17 protein-coding genes are annotated in these 21,584 nt (G+C 60.5%); 5 read left to right on the plus strand and 12 right to left on the minus strand.

All coding sequences use genetic code 11. The features are described 5' to 3' along the window. Positions 1–24 precede the first annotated feature (24 nt). The 10 genes from ihfB to mtnA all read right to left on the minus strand — a co-directional run bounded on the left by ihfB (position 25) and on the right by mtnA (position 13,201). Positions 25–324 carry an integration host factor subunit beta gene (ihfB, locus tag PMI20_RS24640; protein ID WP_007931320.1) on the minus strand — a complete coding sequence of 100 codons (300 nt, stop codon included), beginning with the start codon at positions 322–324 and terminating at the stop codon, positions 25–27. A gap of 183 nt (positions 325–507) precedes the next feature. Beyond that, positions 508–792 (minus strand): hypothetical protein, encoded by a 285-nt coding sequence (locus tag PMI20_RS24645; protein WP_007931319.1) that lies wholly within the window; start codon positions 790–792, stop codon positions 508–510. A gap of 202 nt (positions 793–994) precedes the next feature. Beyond that, on the minus strand, positions 995–2,689 hold the full coding sequence (rpsA, locus tag PMI20_RS24650) for a 30S ribosomal protein S1 (RefSeq protein WP_007931318.1): 1,695 nt from the start codon (positions 2,687–2,689) through the stop codon (positions 995–997). Positions 2,690–2,810: 121 nt separating this feature from the next. Then, a complete protein-coding gene (gene cmk / locus PMI20_RS24655) occupies positions 2,811–3,500 on the minus strand; it encodes a (d)CMP kinase (RefSeq protein ID WP_007931317.1) in 690 nt (229 codons plus the stop codon). Further along, positions 3,497–5,704 (minus strand): bifunctional prephenate dehydrogenase/3-phosphoshikimate 1-carboxyvinyltransferase, encoded by a 2,208-nt coding sequence (locus PMI20_RS24660; RefSeq protein ID WP_007931315.1) that lies wholly within the window; start codon positions 5,702–5,704, stop codon positions 3,497–3,499. The genes cmk and PMI20_RS24660 overlap by 4 nt, the downstream gene beginning before the upstream one ends. A 28-nt stretch (positions 5,705–5,732) precedes the next feature. Beyond that, positions 5,733–6,845 (minus strand): histidinol-phosphate transaminase, encoded by a 1,113-nt coding sequence (hisC, locus tag PMI20_RS24665; protein ID WP_007931313.1) that lies wholly within the window; start codon positions 6,843–6,845, stop codon positions 5,733–5,735. A gap of 10 nt (positions 6,846–6,855) precedes the next feature. Further along, positions 6,856–7,950, minus strand: coding sequence for a prephenate dehydratase (gene pheA, locus PMI20_RS24670; RefSeq protein WP_009045010.1), 1,095 nt, complete (start codon positions 7,948–7,950; stop codon positions 6,856–6,858). After that, a complete protein-coding gene (serC, locus tag PMI20_RS24675) occupies positions 7,950–9,035 on the minus strand; it encodes a 3-phosphoserine/phosphohydroxythreonine transaminase (RefSeq protein ID WP_007932199.1) in 1,086 nt (361 codons plus the stop codon). The genes pheA and serC overlap by 1 nt, the downstream gene beginning before the upstream one ends. A 64-nt stretch (positions 9,036–9,099) precedes the next feature. Beyond that, positions 9,100–11,769 (minus strand): DNA gyrase subunit A, encoded by a 2,670-nt coding sequence (gene gyrA / locus PMI20_RS24680; protein ID WP_007932208.1) that lies wholly within the window; start codon positions 11,767–11,769, stop codon positions 9,100–9,102. A gap of 355 nt (positions 11,770–12,124) precedes the next feature. After that, positions 12,125–13,201 (minus strand): S-methyl-5-thioribose-1-phosphate isomerase, encoded by a 1,077-nt coding sequence (mtnA, locus tag PMI20_RS24685; RefSeq protein ID WP_007932210.1) that lies wholly within the window; start codon positions 13,199–13,201, stop codon positions 12,125–12,127. A 108-nt stretch (positions 13,202–13,309) separates the two neighbouring features. On the opposite strand from mtnA, the gene PMI20_RS24690 reads away from it, so the two are divergent. The 5 genes from PMI20_RS24690 to PMI20_RS24710 all read left to right on the plus strand — a co-directional run bounded on the left by PMI20_RS24690 (position 13,310) and on the right by PMI20_RS24710 (position 18,152). Next, positions 13,310–14,641, plus strand: a complete 1,332-nt coding sequence (locus tag PMI20_RS24690) for a TRZ/ATZ family hydrolase (RefSeq protein WP_007932211.1) — start codon at positions 13,310–13,312, stop codon at positions 14,639–14,641. A gap of 64 nt (positions 14,642–14,705) precedes the next feature. After that, entirely contained in the window at positions 14,706–15,404 is a 699-nt protein-coding gene (ubiG, locus tag PMI20_RS24695) for a bifunctional 2-polyprenyl-6-hydroxyphenol methylase/3-demethylubiquinol 3-O-methyltransferase UbiG (RefSeq protein WP_007932212.1), read from the plus strand. 4 nt (positions 15,405–15,408) lie between these two features. Further along, on the plus strand, positions 15,409–16,080 hold the full coding sequence (mupP, locus tag PMI20_RS24700; protein ID WP_007932213.1) for an N-acetylmuramic acid 6-phosphate phosphatase MupP: 672 nt from the start codon (positions 15,409–15,411) through the stop codon (positions 16,078–16,080). A 38-nt stretch (positions 16,081–16,118) separates the two neighbouring features. Beyond that, positions 16,119–16,859 (plus strand): YciK family oxidoreductase, encoded by a 741-nt coding sequence (locus PMI20_RS24705; protein ID WP_007932214.1) that lies wholly within the window; start codon positions 16,119–16,121, stop codon positions 16,857–16,859. A 366-nt stretch (positions 16,860–17,225) separates the two neighbouring features. Continuing rightward, positions 17,226–18,152, plus strand: a complete 927-nt coding sequence (locus tag PMI20_RS24710) for a GGDEF domain-containing protein (protein ID WP_007932216.1) — start codon at positions 17,226–17,228, stop codon at positions 18,150–18,152. Positions 18,153–18,189: 37 nt separating this feature from the next. Here the strand turns inward: PMI20_RS24710 and PMI20_RS24715 are convergent, their stop codons facing one another. Then, entirely contained in the window at positions 18,190–18,942 is a 753-nt protein-coding gene (locus tag PMI20_RS24715; protein WP_219734992.1) for an iron-containing redox enzyme family protein, read from the minus strand. A 78-nt stretch (positions 18,943–19,020) separates the two neighbouring features. Beyond that, positions 19,021–21,480 (minus strand): EAL domain-containing protein, encoded by a 2,460-nt coding sequence (locus tag PMI20_RS24720; RefSeq protein WP_007932218.1) that lies wholly within the window; start codon positions 21,478–21,480, stop codon positions 19,021–19,023. Between the last annotated feature and the right edge of the window lie 104 nt (positions 21,481–21,584).

Here is a 21,584-nt window from a genome sequence, read left to right on the forward strand (position 1 = left end):
GCCCCCCCCCTTGAACTGACATGGTCAAAGCCCTTCCTCCTCATCTTCTTCATTCACCCGATCCCGAAGCTCTTTGCCCGGCTTGAAATGAGGAACGAACTTCCCGTCTAGGCTGACGGACTGGCCAGTCTTCGGGTTACGCCCGACACGCGGCGCACGGTAGTGCAGTGAAAAGCTACCAAAGCCCCGAATCTCGATACGATCTCCGGTCGCCAGGCACTGGGACATTTGCTCAAGCATGGTCTTGATGGCCAGCTCCACATCCTTGGATGAGAGTAGCCCTTGATGGGTGACAATTCGTTCGATCAACTCCGACTTCGTCATATTTTTCCCTTCTTTTTCAAGCAGCTAGATAAGCGCTTCAAAGGTTTTAGCACGACCGGGGGATTTTGAACAGCCCAAGCATTGACTTATCTCCCCCCTTGCTAAAACGCCACAAACGAGGGCATTCAACAGCGCCTAAAACGAAAACTCCGCAGCAATTTGACCTCCCACCACGCCATCCTACTAGCGGCATATGACAAGCATGGTCCGAGTGAGGTAACCCGCAGGATTCCAGCCAAAGGGATAGTCACCCTCCTCGTCCTTGGCATCACTAGACCTGGTAATGACCTTATAGCCATCCCCCTTGCATTCACGCTCAGCACGCTTGTAGCACTTGTCCCATCCAGCCCCAAGACCGGAGCAATCGATCTCGATACCGCTGACACCACGGACTGCATGGACCTTGGCATTGGTCGTACAGCCCACCAAGACTAGAAGAACTGCGAAAACCACAATGAGACTCTTCATCTACCTCCTTATACCGGGCAATCGCCCCACCATCATTCAGCTCAAGCAAGCCTAGCCCTAAATAGGTTATTGATCCGCTTAAGAAAATAGACACCCGAATGACTCTATTGGCTTCCCCCCTCGACAGATGCAAGCCAGAACCCAAATCGCAGACACAAAAAAGGGCGACCGAAGTCGCCCTTTTTCTATGGTCTGACAGAACTTAGTTCTGCTTTTCCATCTGTGCACGCAACAGGTCGCCCAGAGTGGTAGGACCAGCAGCGATATCCGAAGCAGCTGGCTTGTCGCGCAGGCTCTGGATAGCTTCTTTCTCGTCTTCAACATCTTTCGACTTGATCGAGAGCTGGATTACACGGCTCTTACGGTCAACGCTGATGATCTTGGCTTCAACTTCTTCGCCTTCTTTCAGGACGTTACGAGCATCTTCGATGCGATCACGGCTGATTTCGGAGGCTTTCAGAGTCGCTTCGATATCGTTGGCCAGGGTGATGATGGCGCCTTTGGCGTCAACTTCTTTTACAACACCCTTAACGATTGCACCCTTGTCGTTCTCTTGAACGTACTCGGAGAACGGATCGCTTTCCAGTTGCTTGATACCCAGGGAGATGCGCTCACGCTCTGGGTCAACCGACAGGATAACGGTGTCCAGCTCGTCGCCCTTCTTGAAGCGGCGTACGGCTTCTTCGCCCACTTCGTTCCAGGAGATGTCGGACAGGTGAACCAGACCGTCGATGCCACCGTCCAGACCAATGAAGATACCGAAATCGGTGATCGACTTGATGGTGCCGGAGATTTTATCGCCCTTGTTGAACTGGCCAGAGAAATCTTCCCATGGGTTAGATTTGCACTGCTTGATGCCCAGGGAGATACGACGACGCTCTTCGTCGATGTCCAGAACCATAACTTCCACTTCGTCGCCGACTTGTACGACTTTCGAAGGATGGATGTTCTTGTTGGTCCAGTCCATTTCCGAAACGTGCACCAGACCTTCAACACCTTCTTCCAGCTCAGCGAAGCAGCCGTAGTCGGTCAGGTTGGTTACACGAGCGGTAACGCGAGTGCTTTCTGGGTAACGGGCTTTGATAGCAACCCATGGATCTTCGCCCAGCTGCTTCAGGCCCAGGGAAACACGATTGCGCTCGCGATCGTACTTCAGAACCTTGACATCGATCTCGTCGCCAACGTTGACGATTTCGGAAGGATGCTTGATGCGCTTCCAAGCCATGTCGGTAATGTGCAGCAGGCCATCGACGCCACCCAAATCGACGAATGCGCCGTAATCGGTGAGGTTTTTGACGATACCTTTGACTTGCTGACCTTCCTGCAGGGATTCCAGCAGAGCTTCACGCTCAGCGGAGTTCTCGGCTTCGAGGACGCTACGGCGGGAAACGACAACGTTGTTGCGCTTCTGGTCGAGCTTGATGACTTTAAACTCGAGCTCTTTGCCTTCCAGGTGCGTAGTGTCGCGCACTGGACGGACGTCAACCAGAGAACCTGGCAGGAACGCACGGATGCCGTTAACGTCGACAGTGAAGCCGCCTTTAACCTTACCGTTGATAACGCCCTTGACCACTTCTTCGGCTGCGAAGGCTGCTTCCAGAACGATCCAGCATTCAGCGCGCTTGGCTTTTTCACGGGACAGCTTGGTTTCGCCAAAGCCGTCTTCAACCGAATCCAGAGCAACGTGAACTTCATCACCAACATTGATGGACAGTTCGCCAGCATCGTTGTAGAACTGCTCAAGCGGGATCAGCGCTTCAGACTTCAGACCAGCGTGAACGGTTACCCAACGCGCCTGGTAGTCGATGTCGACGATAACACCGGTGATGATGGAGCCTGCCTGAAGGTTCAGGGTTTTTAGGCTTTCTTCAAAGAGTTCCGCAAAGCTTTCGCTCATTTTAATTCCTGTTGATAAGGGCGAAGAATACGCCCATCTGCCACATCCCAGACAATGTGGGTTACGTTCATATAAAAGAAGGACCGCAGGACTATGACTGGTCCCCTGCGCTCCTCCTTGGTCACCCGGCGATATCGCGAATGGCGATTTCGCTCAGGATGCGTTCCAGCACCTGCTCGATGGACAACTCCGTGGAATCCAGCTGTATAGCGTCAACCGCCGGTTTGAGCGGGGCGACTGCTCGCTGGGTGTCGCGCTCATCGCGCGCACGAATCTCATCTAGCAGACTCGACAGACTAACACCATCGACTTTTCCCTTCAACTGCAAGTAACGACGGCGCGCGCGCTCCTCGGCACTTGCGGTGAGGAATATCTTCAGGGGCGCATCGGGAAATACCACTGTCCCCATGTCGCGCCCATCGGCCACCAGCCCCGGCGGTTCCTGAAAAGCTCGCTGACGCTGCAACAGCGCGTCGCGCACGGCCGGCAGCGCCGCAACCTGGGAGGCCCAGGCGCCGACCTGCTCGTTGCGCAAGTCGTCGGTGACGTCATCACCTTCCAGAATGATGCGTTGCGGATGACCTTCGGTCGCTCCGACGAATTGCACATCCAGATGAGCCGCCAGCAGTTTCAGCGACTCCTCATTGGTCAGGTCGACACCATGATTGCGCGCGGCAAAAGCCAGCAAGCGGTACAGGGCACCGGAATCCAGCAGGCACCAGCCCAAGCGCTTGGCCAGAATCCCGGCAATGGTGCCCTTGCCCGAGCCACTTGGCCCATCAATGGTGATGACTGGCGCCTTGATGTTCACGACTGGGCCTCTTGCGCAACACGAATGCCGACTTGTGCACATAGCGCAAGGAAGTTCGGGAAGGACGTGGCAACGTTGGCGCAATCATGGATGCGAATTGGCGCATTGGCACGCAATGAAGCCACGCTGAAAGCCATGGCGATACGGTGATCGCCATGCCCGTGCACTTCGCCGCCGCCAATCTGGCTGCCATCGATGATGATACCGTCCGGCGTCGGCTCGCACTTGACGCCCAGGGCCAGCAAACCATCGGCCATTACCTGGATGCGGTCGGACTCCTTGACCCGCAACTCTTCGGCGCCACGCAGCACGGTACGCCCTTCAGCGCAGGCTGCGGCAACGAACAGCACCGGGAATTCGTCGATCGCCAGCGGGACCAGCTCTTCCGGAATCTCGATCCCCTTGAGCTTCGCCGCGCGAACCCGCAGGTCCGCCACAGGCTCGCCGCCGACCTCACGCTGGTTTTCCAGGCTGATATCAGCCCCCATCAGGCGCAGGATATCGATTACCCCGATACGAGTAGGGTTGATACCAACATGCTCGAGCACCAGCTCGGAACCTTCGGCGATGGACGCAGCCACCAGGAAGAAGGCCGCCGAGGAGATATCCGCAGGCACTTCGATATGGGTCGCCTGCAGCTTGCCGCCGGACTCGACCGAGGCCGTGGCGCCGTCGACCGCTACCGGGTAACCGAAGCCGCGCAGCATGCGCTCGGTGTGATCGCGGGTTGGCGCAGGCTCGGTCACAGTGGTCTTGCCTTCGGCGTACAGGCCAGCCAACAGCAGGCAGGACTTAACCTGGGCACTGGCCATTGGCATGGTGTAAGTCAGGCCCTTGAGCTTGTGGCCACCACGGATGGTCATCGGTGGACTCCCTTCCGCTGCGGTTTCAATGACCGCCCCCATCTCGCGCAGCGGATTGGCTACGCGATTCATCGGACGCTTGGACAGCGATGCATCGCCCGTCAGCACGCTATCGAAACTCTGCGCGGCCAACAGGCCGGACAGCAGGCGCATCGAGGTGCCGGAGTTGCCCAGGTAGATCGGCCCCGGAGCCGGCTTCAAGCCATGCAGGCCGACGCCATGAATGGTCACGCGACCATGGTGCGGACCTTCGATCACCACGCCCATGTCACGGAAAGCCTGCAGCGTCGCCAGAGCGTCTTCGCCCTCGAGGAAGCCTTCGACTTCAGTAGTACCGTCAGCCAGGGAGCCGAGCATGATCGAACGGTGAGAAATCGACTTGTCGCCTGGTACACGAATCCGCCCAGTCAGGCGGCCACCAGGATTTGCCAGGAAAATCAGGTTATTGGAGTTCATAGCGTCCACATAGGCCCGACGGGCCAGGATTTTACTGAAATGCTCGCGAGCAACCCGGGCGCGAGTGAATACGCCCAACAACTGGTGCCCATCCCCTGCATCGACCGCGTCGCGCAAGGCGTCGAGGTCGTTGCGAAATGTATCGAGTGTGCGCAGGACAGCTTCGCGATTGGCGAGGAAGATGTCGTGCCACATGACCGGGTCACTACCGGCGATTCTCGTGAAATCACGGAAACCGCCCGCAGCGTAGCGGAAGATGTCCAGATTTTCACTGCGCTTGGCCAACGAATCGACCAGACCGAACGCCAGCAAGTGCGGCAGATGACTGGTCGCCGCCAGCACTTCATCGTGGCGCTCGACCTGCATATGCTCGACATCCGCCCCCAGCTCCCGCCAGAGTTTGTCGACCACCGCCAGCGCTGCCGGATCGGTCTGCTCCAGCGGCGTCAGGATCACTTTGTGGCGACGGAACAACTGGCCATTGGCGGCTTCCACCCCACTCTGTTCGGAACCGGCGATCGGATGCCCCGGGACGAAGCGCGGCGGCATGCCGCCAAAAGCCTCGGTCGCCGCTCGCACCACATTGCCCTTGGCGCTGCCGACATCGGTCAGGATCGCCTGCCCCAGATCCATGCCTGCCAGAATCGCCAGCAACTTTTCCATGGCCAGAATCGGCACCGCCAGCTGGATCACATCAGCGCCCCGGCACGCCAGCGCCAGGTCTTCTTCACAGCGATCCACCACACCCAACTCAACGGCCAGCTTGCGCGATTGCGGATCGAGATCGACACCGACCACTTCACGACATACGCCACTTTCACGCAGGCCCTTGGCAAAGGAACCGCCGATCAGTCCCAGACCGACCACCACCAGGCGACCGATCATAGGCACCGCAGGTTGCACTGGAATGACATCAACCACGAGCCAGAACCTTGGCCAAAGCCTCGAGGAAACGGGCGTTTTCAGCCGGCAGGCCAATGGTCACGCGCAGGTGATTCGGCATGCCGTAGTTGGCCACCGGACGCACGATCACCCCTTCACGCAACAAACCCTGGAACACCGGTGCGGCAATCCGCCCGACATCCACCGCAATGAAGTTACCCCTGGAAGCGATCCAGCTCAGGCCCAGCCCCCGGAAGCCGGCTTCCAACTGCTGCATTCCCGCCTCGTTCAAGCGACGGCTCTCGGCCAGGTAATCGGTATCCTCCAGCGCCGCACACGCCGCCGCCAGGGCCAGGCTGTTGACATTGAAGGGCTGGCGAACGCGATTGAGCACATCGGCAACGGTCGGAGCCGACAAGCCATAACCCACGCGCAACGCAGCCAGGCCGTAGGCCTTGGAGAAGGTTCGCGAAACCAGCAGGTTCGGATAGGCCGCCAGGAAATCCAGGCCATCCGGCAGATCGCTGCCTTCGGCGTATTCGATGTAAGCCTCGTCCAGCACCACCAGTACATGCGCTGGTACGTCCTGGAGGAAATCGTCCAGCACCTCGGCGCTGAACCAGGTGCCGGTTGGATTGTTCGGGTTGGCGATAAAGACCACCCGGGTATCGGCATCAATGGCCTGCAACATGGCCGGCAGGTCATGCCCCCAGTCTTTAGCCGGAACCACACGGGCTTCGGCCCCCACGGCCTGGGTAACGATCGGATAGACCGCAAAGGCGTGTTCGCTGAACACCGCATTCAGGCCAGGCGCCAGATAGGCACGGGCGACCAGCTCCAGAATGTCGTTGGAACCATTGCCCAGGGTGACCTGCGCCAGCTCGACGCCACAGCGTTCGGCCAGCAGGGTTTTGAGCGCAAAACCATTGCCATCCGGATAGCGGGTCAGCTCGGCCAGTTCTTCACGAATCGCCGCCAACGCCTTGGGACTGGCGCCCAGCGGGTTTTCGTTACTCGCCAGCTTGACGATTTTCGCCGGATCGATATCCAGCTCGCGTGCCAGTTCGTCCACGGGCTTGCCCGGAACGTAAGGCGAAAGTTGTTGCACGCCCGGCTGTGCCAGAGCGAGGAAGTCGCCACTCATTGTTAAAGCCTCAGAGAACCGCTTTCGGGTAGGAACCCAGCACCTTGAGTGCCACTGCTTCCTGACTGATCTTTTCCAGCACACCCTTGATCAATGGATCGCGGTGGTGGCCGACGAAGTCGATGAAGAACACATAGGTCCACTTGCCGCTGCGCGAAGGCCGGGTTTCGATACGCGTCAGATCGATACCGTTGTCATGGAAAGGCACCAGCAGCTCATGCAGAGCGCCGGGCTTGTTGCTCATGGAAACGATGATCGAGGTCTTGTCGTCGCCAGTCGGCGGCACTTCCTGGTTGCCGATCATCAGGAAGCGCGTGGAGTTGTCCGGGCGATCCTCGATTTTCTCGGCCAGACGGGTCAAGCCATACAGGCTCGCCGCCATATCGCCGGCGATGGCTGCCGAGTTCCACTCGCCCTTGACCCGCTTGGCCGCTTCGGCGTTGCTAGAAACCGCCACCCGCTCGACATTCGGATAATGGGCATCCAGCCACTTGCGGCACTGCGCCAGGGACTGAGCATGGGAGTAGATGCGGCTGATGCTGTCAGTCTTGGTGTTTTCACCGACCAGCAGATGATGGTGGATACGCAGCTCGACCTCGCCGCAGATCACCATGTCGTGCTCCAGGAAACTGTCGAGGGTGTGGTTGACCGCACCCTCGGTGGAGTTTTCCACAGGCACCACGCCAAAGTTCACCGCTCCCGCCGCCACCTCACGGAACACTTCGTCGATCGCCGCCATTGGCTTGCTGATCACCGCGTGACCGAAGTGCTTCATGGCCGCGGCCTGGGTGAAGGTACCTTCCGGACCGAGGTAAGCCACTTTCAGCGGCTGCTCGAGCGCCAGGCAGGACGACATGATTTCACGGAACAGCCGTGCCATCTCTTCGTTGCCCAACGGCCCCTGATTGCGCTCCATCACCCGCTTGAGCACCTGAGCTTCACGCTCAGGACGATAGAACACCGGCACTTCGCCTTCGGCCAGCGAGGCCATCTTTACTCGCGCGACTTCCTGGGCGCAGCGCGCGCGCTCACTGATCAGCTCCAGGACTTTCTCGTCCAGAGCGTCGATGCGCAGGCGAAGTGCCTTGAGTTCTTGCTCAGACATTAGCCGTGTTCCTTCTCGAACTCTGCCATGTAGGCCACCAGCGCGTTGACCGCATTGATGTCGACAGCGTTGTAAATGGAGGCGCGCATGCCGCCTACCGAACGGTGCCCCTTGAGGTTCAGCAGGCCGCGCGCGTCGGCGCCGGCCAGGAACGGCTTGTCCAGACGGTCATCGGCCAGGCGGAACGGCACGTTCATCCACGAGCGGTCCGACTTGTTGATCGGGTTGCTGTACAGGCCGCTGGCGTCGATGAAGTCGTACAGGGTGCGCTGTTTGACGTCATTGAGCTTGGCGATGGCTTCCACCCCACCCTGCTCCTTGAGCCACTCGAACACCAGGCCGGACAGGTACCAGGCCAGGGTCGGCGGAGTGTTGTACATCGAGCCGTTGTCCGCCGCGACCTTGTAGTCGAGCATGGTCGGGCACAGCGCGCGCGCGCGACCCAGCAGGTCCTCGCGAACGATATTGACCAGGATGCCGCTCGGGCCGATGTTTTTCTGCGCGCCGGCATAGATCATGCCGAAACGGGAGATATCCACAGGGCGCGAGAGGATGTCGGAAGACATGTCGGCCACCAGCGGAACGTCGCCGGTTTCCGGGATCCACTGGAATTCCAGGCCGCCGATGGTTTCGTTCGGCGCGTAGTGCACGTAGGCCGCGTCTTTCGACATCTGCCATTCGTTCTGGCCAGGGATGGCGAAGTAATCGTAAGGCTTGGCGGTGGCAGCCACATTGACATGGCCGTAGCGCGAGGCTTCTTCAATGGCTTTCTGCGACCAGATACCGGTGTCGATATAGTCGGCCGTGCCATTTTCCGGCAACAGGTTCAGAGGGATCTGAGCAAATTGCTGGCTGGCGCCGCCTTGCAGAAACAGCACTTTATAGTTCGAGGGGATATTCAGCAGATCACGCAGATCCTGCTCGGCCTTGGTGGCGATGGAGACGAACTCATCGCTGCGATGGCTCATCTCCATGACCGACAGGCCCTTGCCATGCCAATCCAGCAATTCGGCCTGGGCACGCAACAGGACAGCTTCAGGTAGCGCAGCGGGACCTGCGCAGAAGTTATAGGCTCGTTTGCTCACATCCACTCTCGCTATGCATTCACGGTAGCGGACAGAGCAAACACTCTGCCCTGCTACGATTTATTTAGTCTTGCGACTCTTCTTCGCCCGCGGCGTCAGCCTGCTGGCCTTCGACGGCATCATCCGCGTCGGTCGCCGCATCCAGCACGGCGCCCTCGAGCACCTCGCCATCCTCGTCTTCCAATTCGTCGCCTTCGACTTCCGACGGCTCCTGAACCCGCTCCAGGCCTACCAGCGTTTCGTCGCTGGCCAGCTTGATCAAGGTCACACCCTGGGTGTTACGGCCCAGGCTGGACACTTCGTCGACCCGGGTGCGCACCAGGGTGCCCTGGTCGGAAATCAGCATGATTTCCTCGCCGTCGAGCACCTGGACCGCGCCGACCAGACGGCCGTTACGCTCATTGCTGACCATGGCGATAACGCCTTGACCGCCACGCTTGTACTCAGGGAACTCGGTGATCGCCGTGCGCTTGCCATAACCCCGCGCCGAAGCGGTGAGGATCTGGCTGCCTTCTTCCGGAATCAGCATGGAGATCAGCTTCTGCCCTTCCGGCAGACGCATGCCACGCACACCACGGGCGGTACGGCCCATGGCACGAACGTCGGACTCCTTGAAGCGAGTCACCTTGCCACCATCGGAGAACAGCATGACTTCGCGCTCGCCATCGGTGATCGCGGCGGAAATCAGCACGTCGCCCTCGTCCAGCTCCAGCGCGATCAGACCGACGCTGCGCTGACGGCTGAAGGATTCCAGCGGGGTCTTCTTCACGGTGCCGTTGGCGGTCGCCATGAAGATGTAGTGACCCTCGGTGTACTCCTCGACCGGCAGCATGGTGGTGATGTATTCACCGTCATCCAGCGGCAGCAGGTTGACCAGCGGACGACCACGGGCGGCACGGGAAGCCTCGGGGATTTCGTAGGTTTTCAGCCAGTAGACCTTGCCCTTGCTGGAGAACAGCAACAGCGTGGTGTGACTGTTGGCCACCAGCAGGTGAGCGATGTAGTCCTCATCTTTGACGCCGGTTGCCGACTTGCCTTTGCCGCCACGACGCTGGGCCTGGTACGCGGCCAGCGGCTGGGTCTTGGCATAGCCGCCGTGGGAAATGGTCACGACGCGCTCTTCTTCCGGGATCATGTCGCCCAGGGTCAGGTCGAGACGGGCATCGAGGATCTCGGTGCGACGCACATCGCCGTATTCGGCGCGAATCACTTCCAGCTCTTCGCGGATCACTTCCATCAGGCGCGTGGCGCTGTTGAGGATGCGGATCAGTTCGCCGATCTGGTTGAGGATCTCCTGGTACTCGGCCAGCAGTTTTTCATGCTCGAGGCCGGTCAGGCGGTGCAGACGCAATTCCAGAATGGCTTGCGCCTGCTCTGGCGACAGGAAGTACTTGCCGTCGCGCAGACCGTATTGCGGATCGAGGTTCTCCGGACGGCAGGAATCCGCGCCGGCACGCTCGACCATGGTCATCACCGCGCTGGATTCCCAAGGCGTGCTGATCAGCGCTTCCTTGGCTTCCGACGGGGTCGGTGAGGCCTTGATCAGGGCGATGACCGGGTCGATGTTCGACAGGGCAACGGCCTGGCCTTCGAGAATGTGACCACGCTCACGAGCCTTGCGCAGTTCGAACACGGTGCGGCGGGTCACCACTTCACGACGGTGACGCACGAAGGCTTCCAGCAGGTCCTTCAGATTGAGGATCCGCGGACGACCGTCGATCAGCGCAACGATGTTGATACCGAACACGCTCTGCAGCTGGGTCTGGGCGTAGAGATTGTTAAGGATCACCTCCGGCACTTCGCCACGACGCAGCTCGATCACTACGCGCATACCGTCCTTGTCGGACTCGTCGCGCAGCTCGGTGATGCCTTCGAGCTTCTTCTCCTTGACCAGCTCGGCGATCTTCTCGATCAGACGCGCCTTGTTCAGTTGGTAAGGCAGCTCGGTGATGACGATCTGCTGGCGGCCACCGACCTTGTCGATGTCCTCGATGATCGAGCGGGCACGCATGTAAATGCGCCCGCGACCGGTACGGTAGGCTTCGATGATGCCTTCGCGACCATTGATGATCGCCGCGGTCGGGAAGTCCGGGCCCGGGATGTGCTGCATCAGCTCATCGACGGTCAGCTCCGGGTTGTCGATCAGGGCCAGGCAACCGTCGATGACTTCGCCGAGGTTGTGCGGCGGAATGTTGGTCGCCATGCCCACGGCAATACCGCTGGAACCGTTGACCAGCAGGTTGGGGATCTTGGTCGGCATGACCGCGGGGATCAGCTCGGTGCCGTCGTAGTTCGGCACCCAGTCCACGGTTTCCTTGTGCAGGTCGGCCAGCAGCTCGTGCGCCAGCTTGGTCATGCGCACTTCGGTGTATCGCATGGCCGCCGCGTTGTCGCCGTCGACCGAACCGAAGTTACCCTGGCCGTCTACCAGCAGGTAGCGCAGGGAGAATGGCTGGGCCATACGAACGATGGTGTCGTACACCGCGGTATCACCGTGCGGGTGATACTTACCGATCACGTCACCGACAACACGGGCAGATTTCTTGTACGGCTTGTTCCAGTCGTTACCGAGCTCGCTCATCGCGTACAGCACACGCCGGTGCACGGGCTTCAAGCCATCGCGCGCATCAGGCAGTGCCCGCCCGACGATTACGCTCATCGCGTAGTCGAGATAGGACTGTTTCAGCTCGTCTTCGATATTGACCGGGAGGATTTCTTTGGCCAGTTCGCCCATGAGAAGCCTGATTCCTTTTTCTGGTGAAACTTCGTCACATCCATATGGGACGAACGAAGCTCGCCGCTGCAGGCCTAGTGCCATGCACCGACTTACGACAAATCAACAAGTTATGCCATGGATTTGCGCAGTGAAGGCGGTCACTTCGGACCACCTTGGAAACCGCCGGATGTTATCACAATCGCCGCCACGCACCTATCCCCCTGATGCGCATGGAGCATAGTTAGTTGACCGATGACAGGCTGATAAGAGACGAGAGAAGCTCAGAGGCTGATTTCGTGCGTAAATGCGGATTTTTTCCCGGACTGACGACCACCCCACGGCAGCCGTCAGCGAAACCTTTTGCAAAACGATCTCAGTGCAAGCGCTTGCGGCACATCAATTGGGCCATTTTCGCAGTATCGGGACGCTCGACTATGCCTTTCTCGGTAACGATGGCGTCGATCAGGTCCGCCGGGGTGACGTCGAATACCGGGTTGTAGGCCTGCACATCCGCCCCTACCCGCTTGCCACCGACCTCGAGCAACTCCTTGCCATCACGCTCCTCGATCGGAATGTCTTCGCCACTGGCCAGGGCCATGTCGATGGTCGAACTCGGCGCGACCACCATGAAACGCACGCCGTGGTGCATTGCATTGACCGCCAGCTGATAGGTGCCGATCTTGTTCGCCACATCGCCATTGGCGGTAATGCGGTCGGCGCCAACGATCACCCAAGTCACGCCCTTGGTTTTCATGATGTGCGCGGCAGCGGAGTCGGCATTCAAGGTCACCGGGATGCCCTCGTTGGCCAGCTCCCAGGCAGTCAGCCGCGAGCCTTGCAGCCAGGGACGGGTTTCATTGGCATACACCCGCTCGACCATACCTTCGATAAAGGCCCCGCGAATCACCCCCAGGGCCGTTCCGAAGCCGCCGGTCGCCAGGGCGCCGGTGTTGCAGTGGGTCAGGATGGCCTGGGCATTGCCCTGATGCCGGCGAATCAGGTCGACACCCAACTGGGCCATGGTCAGGTTGGCTTCGCGGTCGCTTTCATGAATGGCCAGGGCTTCCGCCTCCAGCACCGCCAGCGGGTCGGCGTGGCCCTTGAGGCGCTCCAGGCGTTCACGCATGCGGTTCAGCGCCCAGAACAGGTTGACCGCGGTCGGACGCGAATCGGCGAGCAGTGCGAAGTCTTCTTCCATCGCCGCCTGCCAGGCACCACCGGCGGCAAAACGCGCGCGCGCTGCCAGGACCACACCATAGGCTGCGCTGATACCGATCGCCGGCGCGCCACGCACCACCATTTCGCGAATGGCCTGCGCGACGCCAGCCGCGCTGGTGTAGGCAATCCAGCTTTCCTCGAAGGGCAAAATACGCTGATCGAGCAGATACAGGGCGTCATCCCGCCAATCGATGGCCTTCACCTTCTCCGCTGCCAACAGTCGATCGCGCATCCCTCACCCCGCACTCATGAACAAAAGCCGCCGATTATAGCGATCCCCCGGCGAAGACGCTCGGGTATACTTCGCCATCCTCCACAAACGCCCTGGAACCGATCTTCGATGCCGAACCCTGTCGTTGCGCTCGACCTACTCCTGTTGCCGACCTGGCTGGTGCCTGTTGAACCGGCCGGCGTGGTGCTCAAGGAGCACGGCCTGGGTATCCGCGACGGCCGCATCGTGTTCATCGGCCCGCGCGCCGCGGCCTTGAAGCTGCAGGCTGCCGAGGTCCGCGAGTTGCCGGGCATGCTGCTCAGCCCTGGCCTGATCAACGCCCACGGCCACGCGGCGATGACCCTGTTCCGCGGCCTGGCCGACGATCTGCCATTGATGACCTGGCTGGAGAACCACATCTGGCCCGCCGAAGCCAAATGGGTCGATGAAGCCTTCGTCCGCGACGGTACCGACCTGGCCATCGCCGAACAACTCAAAGGCGGCATCAGCTGCTTTTCCGACATGTACTTCTTTCCGAAGGTTGCCAGCGAGCGCGTGCACAACAGCGGCATTCGGGCGCAGATCGCCATTCCGGTCCTCGACTTTCCGATTCCGGGCGCCCACAGCGCCGACGAGGCCATCCGCCAGGGCGTCGAGCTGTTCAGCGACCTCAAGCATCATCCGCGCATCAAGATCACCTTCGGTCCCCACGCGCCCTACACGGTCAGCGACGAAAACCTGGAGAAGATCCGGATCATTGCCGAAGAACTCGATGCCTCCATTCATATGCACGTCCATGAAACCGCCTTCGAGGTGGAACAGGCCGTCGCCCGGCACGGCGAGCGGCCCCTGGCCCGCCTGGCGCGACTGGGACTGCTCGGGCCGCGCTTCCAGGCCGTACACATGACCCAAATCAGCGATGACGACCTGGCTTTGCTGGTAGAAACCAATAGCAATGTCATTCATTGCCCGGAGTCGAACCTGAAACTGGCCAGCGGCTTCTGCCCGGTGGAACGGCTGTGGCAGGCTGGCGTCAATGTTGCAGTAGGCACCGACGGGGCCGCCAGCAACAACGACCTGGACCTGCTCGGTGAAATCCGCACCGCCGCATTGCTGGCCAAGGCCGTGGCAGGCTCGGCCACCGCCCTGAATGCCCACCAGGCGCTGCGCATGGCCACCCTCAACGGCGCGCGGGCCCTGGGCCTGGAGAGCGAGATCGGCTCGCTGGAACTCGGCAAGGCCGCGGACCTGGTGGCCTTTGACCTGTCCGGCCTGGCGCAGCAACCGATCTATGACCCGGTTTCGCAGCTTATATATGCCACCGGCCGCGATTGCGTGAAACACCTTTGGGTCGCCGGCAAGCAATTGCTCGACGACCGGCGCCTGACGCGCCTGGACGAACAACAGCTGCACGCCACGGCGACAGCCTGGGGCCGGCGCATCAGCGGCCATACCGAATAGCAGGAACCCTCGAGCCCCGGCTCGAGACCGACAGCCAGAATTTTCCAGATTCAGAGGATTACCCATGAGTAACGTCGACCACGCCGAAATCGCCAAATTCGAAGCCCTCGCCCATCGCTGGTGGGACCGCGAGAGCGAATTCAAACCGCTGCACGATATCAACCCGCTGCGGGTCAACTGGATTGACGAACGCGTCAACCTGGCCGGCAAGAAAGTCCTCGACGTCGGTTGCGGCGGCGGCATCCTCAGCGAAGCCATGGCCCAGCGCGGCGCCACGGTAACGGGTATCGACATGGGCGAGGCCCCGCTGGCGGTGGCACAACTGCATCAACTGGAGTCCGGGGTAAACGTCGAGTATCGGCAGATAACCGCCGAAGCCCTGGCCGAGGAAATGCCCGAGCAGTTCGACGTCGTCACCTGCCTGGAAATGCTCGAGCACGTGCCGGACCCCTCCTCGGTGATCCGCGCGTGCTTTCGCATGGTCAAGCCCGGCGGCCAGGTGTTCTTCTCCACCATCAACCGCAATCCGAAGGCTTATCTGTTCGCCATCATCGGCGCCGAATACATCATGAAGCTGCTGCCGCGCGGCACCCATGACTTCAAGAAATTCATCCGACCTTCCGAACTGGGCGCCTGGAGCCGTGACGCCGGCCTGACCGTCAAGGACATCATCGGCCTGACCTACAACCCGCTGACCAAGCACTACAAGCTGGCCGCCGACGTCGACGTCAACTACATGATCCAAACCCTGCGGGAGGAATAAGCCCATGCGTATCAGAGCAGTTCTTTTCGACATGGACGGCACCCTGCTCGACACCGCGCCGGACTTCATCGCCATCTGCCAGGCCATGCGCGCCGACCGCGGCCTGGCGCCGATCGCAGACAAACATATCCGTGACGAAATCTCCGGTGGCGCCCGGGCGATGGTCGCCGTGACCTTCTCGATGGACCCGGAATCCCCGGGGTTCGAGGAGCTGCGCCTGGAGTTTCTGGAGCGTTACCTCAAGCATTGCGCGGTGCACAGCAAACTGTTCGACGGCATGGCCGAGCTGCTGGCCGATATCGAGAAGGCCAATCTGCTCTGGGGCGTGGTCACCAACAAGCCAGTGCGCTTTGCCGAGCCAATCATGCAGCAGTTGGGCCTGGCGGAACGTTCCGCCCTGCTGATCTGCCCGGATCACGTGAAGAACAGCAAACCCGATCCGGAACCATTGATCCTGGCGTGCAAGATGCTCGACCTCGACCCGGCCAGCGTACTGTTCGTCGGTGACGACCTGCGCGACATCGAATCGGGCCGCGACGCAGGCACCAGGACCGCCGCCGTGACCTACGGTTACATCCATCCGGACGACAATCCCAAGCACTGGGGCGCCGATGTGGTGGTCGATCATCCGCTGGAACTGCGCCAGGTCCTGGACCAGGCGCTGTGCAGCTGCTGATCTGCCCTGGCTTTCGCTTCTGATTTCCCGAGGTTTTTATGTTTGATTATTCCGCCCGCCCCGAACTGCTCAAAGATCGGGTCATCCTGGTCACCGGCGCCGGTCGTGGCATCGGTGCCGCTGCCGCCAAGACCTTCGCCGCCCATGGCGCCACCGTGCTGTTGCTGGGCAAGACCGAAGCCAACCTGACCCAGGTCTACGACGAGATCGAAGCCGCCGGCCATCCTCAGCCGGTGGTGATTCCGTTCAACCTGGAAACCGCCCTGCCGCACCAGTACGACGAACTGGCTGCTATGGTCGAAGCCGAGTTCGGCCACCTCGATGGCCTGCTGCACAATGCCTCGATCATTGGTCCGCGCACACCGCTGGAACAGCTGTCGGGCGAGAACTTCATGCGGGTGATGCAAGTCAACGTCAACGCCATGTTCATGCTGACCAGTACCCTGCTGCCGCTGCTCAAGCTGTCCCAGGACGCCTCGGTGGTGTTCACCTCCAGCAGCGTTGGCCGCAAGGGCCGTGCCTACTGGGGCGCCTATGGCGTTTCGAAATTCGCCACCGAAGGCCTGATGCAAACCCTGGCCGACGAAGTCGACGGCGTCGCACCGGTTCGCGCCAACAGCGTCAATCCGGGCGCTACCCGCACCAGCATGCGCGCCCAGGCCTACCCGGGGGAAAACCCGAGCAACAACCCGGCCCCCGAGGAGATTATGCCGGTCTACCTGTACCTCATGGGTCCGGACAGTACCGGGATCAACGGCCAGGCATTCGACGCCCAGTAATCCTTTCTTTGGCCGCGGCGGAATACCGTCGCGGCACTCCTTTCCCGGCAGTCTTCCACCCCGCCATCGCCAGACAAATGCCACCCCGGGCCACACCAAGCCTTGGCACTGTCAGCCAACCCGCTGAATTCAAAAGCATTTTAATCGAATGAAGCGAATGGCATGACTTTCGCTCTCATCTCCCTCAAATAGGCAGTGTATTGGCGAAACTCAGCGACGATCGAGTCGGGGCTTATAACGGCCCGTAAAGCGGATTAGACTGTGATCGCTTGTCCTACGGGACTGATGGAACAGTATGACGTGCAGCCATGAGCCGCTCTCACCCAGCCAGTAAGACTGCATTACGTGCCCAGGGGCTCACGCCATATGAAAATACCGACCCAGACCAACGCAATTGACTTCAATAGCGCCAAATTGCAACGCCTGGGCTTTGGCCAGCAGTCACCACTCCTGCAACGCCCGGTCAGCCTTGCCCAGTTGCGCCAGCAACTGAGCCTGCAATTACAGACCAGCCTGGAGCCGCAACGCATTCTCGGCCTGTTCTTCCGCGAAACCCAACGCCTTGTGCCCCTGGATGCCCTGGTTTACCAGCACAAGCCCAGCGACCTGCGCCTGGAGTTCGGCCAGCGCGGCCGCCACTCCATCAGCTACAGCCTGAGCCATGAAGGCGAGACCATGGGCGAGCTGGTATTTCGGCGCAATCAGCGTTTCAGCGACCAGGACCAGGGCCATCTGGAATCCCTGCTGTCCACCCTGCTTTATCCGATGCGCAACGCTCTGCTCTATCGGGCCGCGACCCGTAGCGCCCTGCGCGACCCTTTGACCGATACCGGCAACCGGATCGCCATGGACCAGACGCTGCAACGGGAAATCGAAATGGCCCGCCGCCACCTGCACCCACTGTCGCTGCTGATGCTGGATATCGATCACTTCAAGAGAATCAACGACAGCCACGGCCACAGCGCCGGCGATGAAGTGCTCAAGGCTGTTGCCGCGGCCATCAAGGCGCAGTTGCGCAACGTCGACATGGTGTTTCGTTTTGGCGGCGAGGAGTTCCTGATCCTGCTGTCCAACACCGGACGCGATGCCGCCGCCATGGTGGGAGAACGACTGCGCCAGGCGGCCCAGGCCAAGGATTACTGGGCGGATGGCAAGTTGATCGAGCTGACGGTCAGCCTGGGTTGCTCGACCCTGCTGCCAGGGGAATCAGCCGAGAGCCTGCTGCGCCGTGCGGACAGCGCGCTGTATGTGGCCAAGCGCGAAGGCCGCAACCGCCTGGCGATGGCCGGCTGAGAGAATGGCTGGGGCCGCCTCCATCGGAGGCCGCCATTCAACCTTCGACCAGCGCCATCCGCTCACGGGCCGCCGGGGTCTTTTCCTGTTGCATGCAACGCTCCAGGAACAGGTACATGTAGTCATAACTCTTGCAGATCGCCTGGCGCAGCTCGCCCTGCAAGGCTTTGCTCGGCTTCATGCCGGCCAGGGTACAGATGATTTCCAGCGCCTCCCAAGGATGCGCATCGTCGTACTGGGCATGCATTTTCAGCCACTTCATCGCCCGCTTGCGCTCTTCTTCGGGAAAGGCCGCCGCATACACGCCGGAGGAGCAGACCAGCGCCGACCACTCACCCGTCGCGCCCTCGATTGCGTAGTTGGTCGCAGCGATCGCCACGATCAATGAGTCGGCGGAGCTGGTATGCCAGCACCAATGACTCAAAGCGTGCAGCTCCGGTGGGACCTGTTGCGCCTGCAGATCTTCCAGGCTCACGCCATGGGCGCGGCTCCAGTTCACCCAGTAATCGGCATGATTGAGCTCGACCCGGATATTGCGCATCAGCCAGCGCCGCGCCATGTCCTCACCGGGGTGACGGGCGAAGCGGGTCTTGGTCAGGTTCTGCGCCATGTACAGGGCGAACTGCTCGACAACCGGCCAGCCGCCGATCAGGTACTGGCGCATGGTTTTGTTGCTGAGCTTGTTGTCGCGCATGCGCTGGTACAGTTCGTGGTCGACCACGCGGCGCTTGCTCTCGCTGCAATCCTGGATCAGCTGCTGGGCCCAGGCCGGATAGCTTGCAGCGTCCATGAGCGGACCGGTTCTGTTGAATGCGTCGATCACTGTCGGGGCTCCTTTTGATGGTGATGGTACGGATCAGCGAGAGATTCAACGGAACGTGCCAGGAGCCTTGAACAACAGAGGCTGTGGTCGCGAAGGCCGGCACTGCAGACTGTCGCAGGTGAAGAGTTGCGGGCGCTCGATCAGGTAGCCCTGAGCGTAATCCACGCCAATCTCCAACAATGCCTGCTCAATCTGCGGTGTTTCGACAAACTCGGCAATCGTGCGTTTGCCCATCACATGACCGATATGGTTGATCACCTCGACCATCGCGCGATTGATCGGGTCGTCCAGCATATCTTTTACGAAACTTCCATCGATCTTGAGGAAGTCTACAGGCAAATGTTTGAGATAAGCGAATGACGACATTCCCGCACAAAAGTCATCCAACGAAAAGTGACAGCCCAAGCCCTTGAGCTCGTTGATAAATCGAATCGCACTGCCGAGATTGGAGATAGCGCTGGTCTCGGTGATTTCAAAACAAATCAGGTCCGGTGGCACACCGTGGACGATGAACTGCTCGCGCAGGAAGTCCAGGAAAGCCTCGTCACCGATGGTCGCGCCCGACAGATTGATCGCACACATCGCCAGAGGCCCTTCGCGCTCCTCGCGGATGCATTCGGCGATGATCTTGAACACATTTTCCACCACCCAACGGTCAAGGGAGGTCATCAGGCCGTAACGCTCGGCGGCCGGAATGAAGCTGTCGGGCAGGATCATCCGCCCGGCCTCGTCGTGCAGGCGCAGCAGAATCTCGATATGCCCGCCGAGCCGGTCCACATGACCCAGAGCGGCTATTTCCTGGGCATAAAGACAGAAGCGGTTTTCCTCCAGGGCCATATGCAGACGCTGTACCCAGGCCATTTCACCGAACCGCAGGGACAGCTCCGAGTCGTCCGCGTGATAGACCTGGACCCGGTTGCGCCCTTTCTCCTTGGCCATGTAGCACGCCATGTCCGCTGCCCGCAGTGATGCTTCGAGGGTGGTCGGGGTTTGCGCCACATGCACCAGGCCAATGCTGACCGTGGTGACGAAGGGCCGGCCCTTCCAGACAAAATGCAGGTTCTGCACCGTCTGGCGCAGGCCTTCGGCGATCTTTTCCGCCGCTTCCGGCGAGCAGTTCTCCAGCAGGATGCCGAACTCATCGCCCCCCAGGCGCGCCAGGGTATCGCCCTCGCGCAGGCCCGACTGGAGCAAGGCGCAGATATGCCGGAGCAACTCATCCCCTGCCGCATGGCCGCAGGTATCGTTGACCAGCTTGAACTGGTCCAGGTCGAGGAACATCAGGGCGTGCCGCCCCGGTTGCCGGCTCAAGCTGTGCAATGCCTGCTCCAGGCGGTATTCGAACTCGCGACGGTTCGCCAGGCCAGTCAAGGCGTCGTGGGTCGCCTGCCAGGACAGATTGGCGATGTACTGGCGCTCCTGGGTCATGTCGTGCAGCACCAGCACCGTACCGCTGACCTTGCCGGCGTTCTGGATAGGCGCGCCGACCAGGGTCACCGACACCGTGCTGCCATCCAGGCGCTGGATCAGCTTCGAGTGCTCGCTGCCACCACTGAGCTGGCCACTGAGAATGTGCTCGATCAGGGTAAAGCCGTCGGTCTGGGCATTTTCATCCAGCAGATTGAACAAGGCCGCCAGCGGCAGCCCCATGGCCTGCTCGGCCTTCCAGTGGGTCATTTCCTCGGCGGCCGGGTTCATGTAGGCGATGGCGCCATCCACGTCGGTGGTGATAACGCCGTCGCCAATGGATTGCAGGGTGATCTGCGCCCGTTCCTTTTCCAACTGCAGGGCGCTGGCAAATTCATGACGCTGGGCCAGCAGCTTATGGGTGCGCAGCAAGGCCAGGACAATCAGCCCCAGCGCGGTGGCCAGGTTGGTGATCAGCAACAGCCGCAGGATGACCCGCGAGCCCTCGCCCAAAGCATCGCTAAAGGCCTTGGCAGCGGGCGTCACGCCATCGTTGATGGCGAAAATCTGGTTCTTCCAGCGCTGGATATCGGCTTCGGAGGCCTGGTTGCTGGTAATGCTGCGGTGCATTTCATGGGCCACGCTGTCGAGTTGCACCAGATAACTGTCGCCCACGGTCCACAGGTCGATGGCTTTTTCCAGGTAGCTGAAATGGCGGAAGTTCAGGTACAGCCAGATCACGCTGTCGCTGTCGTCAGGGTGGTTGCCACCCTTGAGAATCCCCGCCCGCGCGGCATTCAGGTCGGGCGGTTGCTGATCCAGCGCGACCCGCAGCTCATGCCCGCCCTGAGGCACGGCAATAGCATTCTGGTACTTCAGAAAGATCGATTCGTCGCGGCTGTCGGCGTAGAGATTGAGGTAGTAGATGGCGTCCTTCTGGCCCTTGGACCAAAGGCTCTCCCCGGCAACGTAACCACGTACCGCCGAAAGGACATATAAGCTGAGGCCACCCAACAGCGCTTGAAACAACACCACCGCAATAAATGGCCAGACGATGCCCAATAACCGTGGCGTTCCGAGAGTCCGCTTTTGCTTCATGAGGTCCCTTGCATAAGCACTGCCAGATGAACACCCGAGGAAATACCGCTCCTGACAGCACAGACTAGGCTAATTTCCGCCGCTTCGAGCGCACAGGCCGTGAC

The sequence above is a fragment of the Pseudomonas sp. GM17 genome (assembly GCF_000282175.2).
GTDB classification, from domain to species: domain Bacteria; phylum Pseudomonadota; class Gammaproteobacteria; order Pseudomonadales; family Pseudomonadaceae; genus Aquipseudomonas; species Aquipseudomonas chlororaphis.

What these genes read in the sequence shown, in the direction of transcription:
- ihfB (WP_007931320.1), bottom strand. Translation starts at nt 324, where the DNA reads ATGACGAAGTCGGAGTTGATCGAACGAATTGTCACCCATCAAGGGCTA.
- PMI20_RS24645 (WP_007931319.1), bottom strand. Translation starts at nt 792, where the DNA reads ATGAAGAGTCTCATTGTGGTTTTCGCAGTTCTTCTAGTCTTGGTGGGC.
- rpsA (WP_007931318.1), bottom strand. Translation starts at nt 2,689, where the DNA reads ATGAGCGAAAGCTTTGCGGAACTCTTTGAAGAAAGCCTAAAAACCCTG.
- PMI20_RS24660 (WP_007931315.1), bottom strand. Translation starts at nt 5,704, where the DNA reads ATGATCGGTCGCCTGGTGGTGGTCGGTCTGGGACTGATCGGCGGTTCC.
- hisC (WP_007931313.1), bottom strand. Translation starts at nt 6,845, where the DNA reads ATGAGTGGCGACTTCCTCGCTCTGGCACAGCCGGGCGTGCAACAACTT.
- pheA (WP_009045010.1), bottom strand. Translation starts at nt 7,950, where the DNA reads ATGTCTGAGCAAGAACTCAAGGCACTTCGCCTGCGCATCGACGCTCTG.
- gyrA (WP_007932208.1), bottom strand. Translation starts at nt 11,769, where the DNA reads ATGGGCGAACTGGCCAAAGAAATCCTCCCGGTCAATATCGAAGACGAG.
- mtnA (WP_007932210.1), bottom strand. Translation starts at nt 13,201, where the DNA reads ATGCGCGATCGACTGTTGGCAGCGGAGAAGGTGAAGGCCATCGATTGG.
- PMI20_RS24690 (WP_007932211.1), top strand. Translation starts at nt 13,310, where the DNA reads ATGCCGAACCCTGTCGTTGCGCTCGACCTACTCCTGTTGCCGACCTGG.
- ubiG (WP_007932212.1), top strand. Translation starts at nt 14,706, where the DNA reads ATGAGTAACGTCGACCACGCCGAAATCGCCAAATTCGAAGCCCTCGCC.
- mupP (WP_007932213.1), top strand. Translation starts at nt 15,409, where the DNA reads ATGCGTATCAGAGCAGTTCTTTTCGACATGGACGGCACCCTGCTCGAC.
- PMI20_RS24705 (WP_007932214.1), top strand. Translation starts at nt 16,119, where the DNA reads ATGTTTGATTATTCCGCCCGCCCCGAACTGCTCAAAGATCGGGTCATC.
- PMI20_RS24710 (WP_007932216.1), top strand. Translation starts at nt 17,226, where the DNA reads ATGAAAATACCGACCCAGACCAACGCAATTGACTTCAATAGCGCCAAA.
- PMI20_RS24715 (WP_219734992.1), bottom strand. Translation starts at nt 18,942, where the DNA reads ATGGACGCTGCAAGCTATCCGGCCTGGGCCCAGCAGCTGATCCAGGAT.
- PMI20_RS24720 (WP_007932218.1), bottom strand. Translation starts at nt 21,480, where the DNA reads ATGAAGCAAAAGCGGACTCTCGGAACGCCACGGTTATTGGGCATCGTC.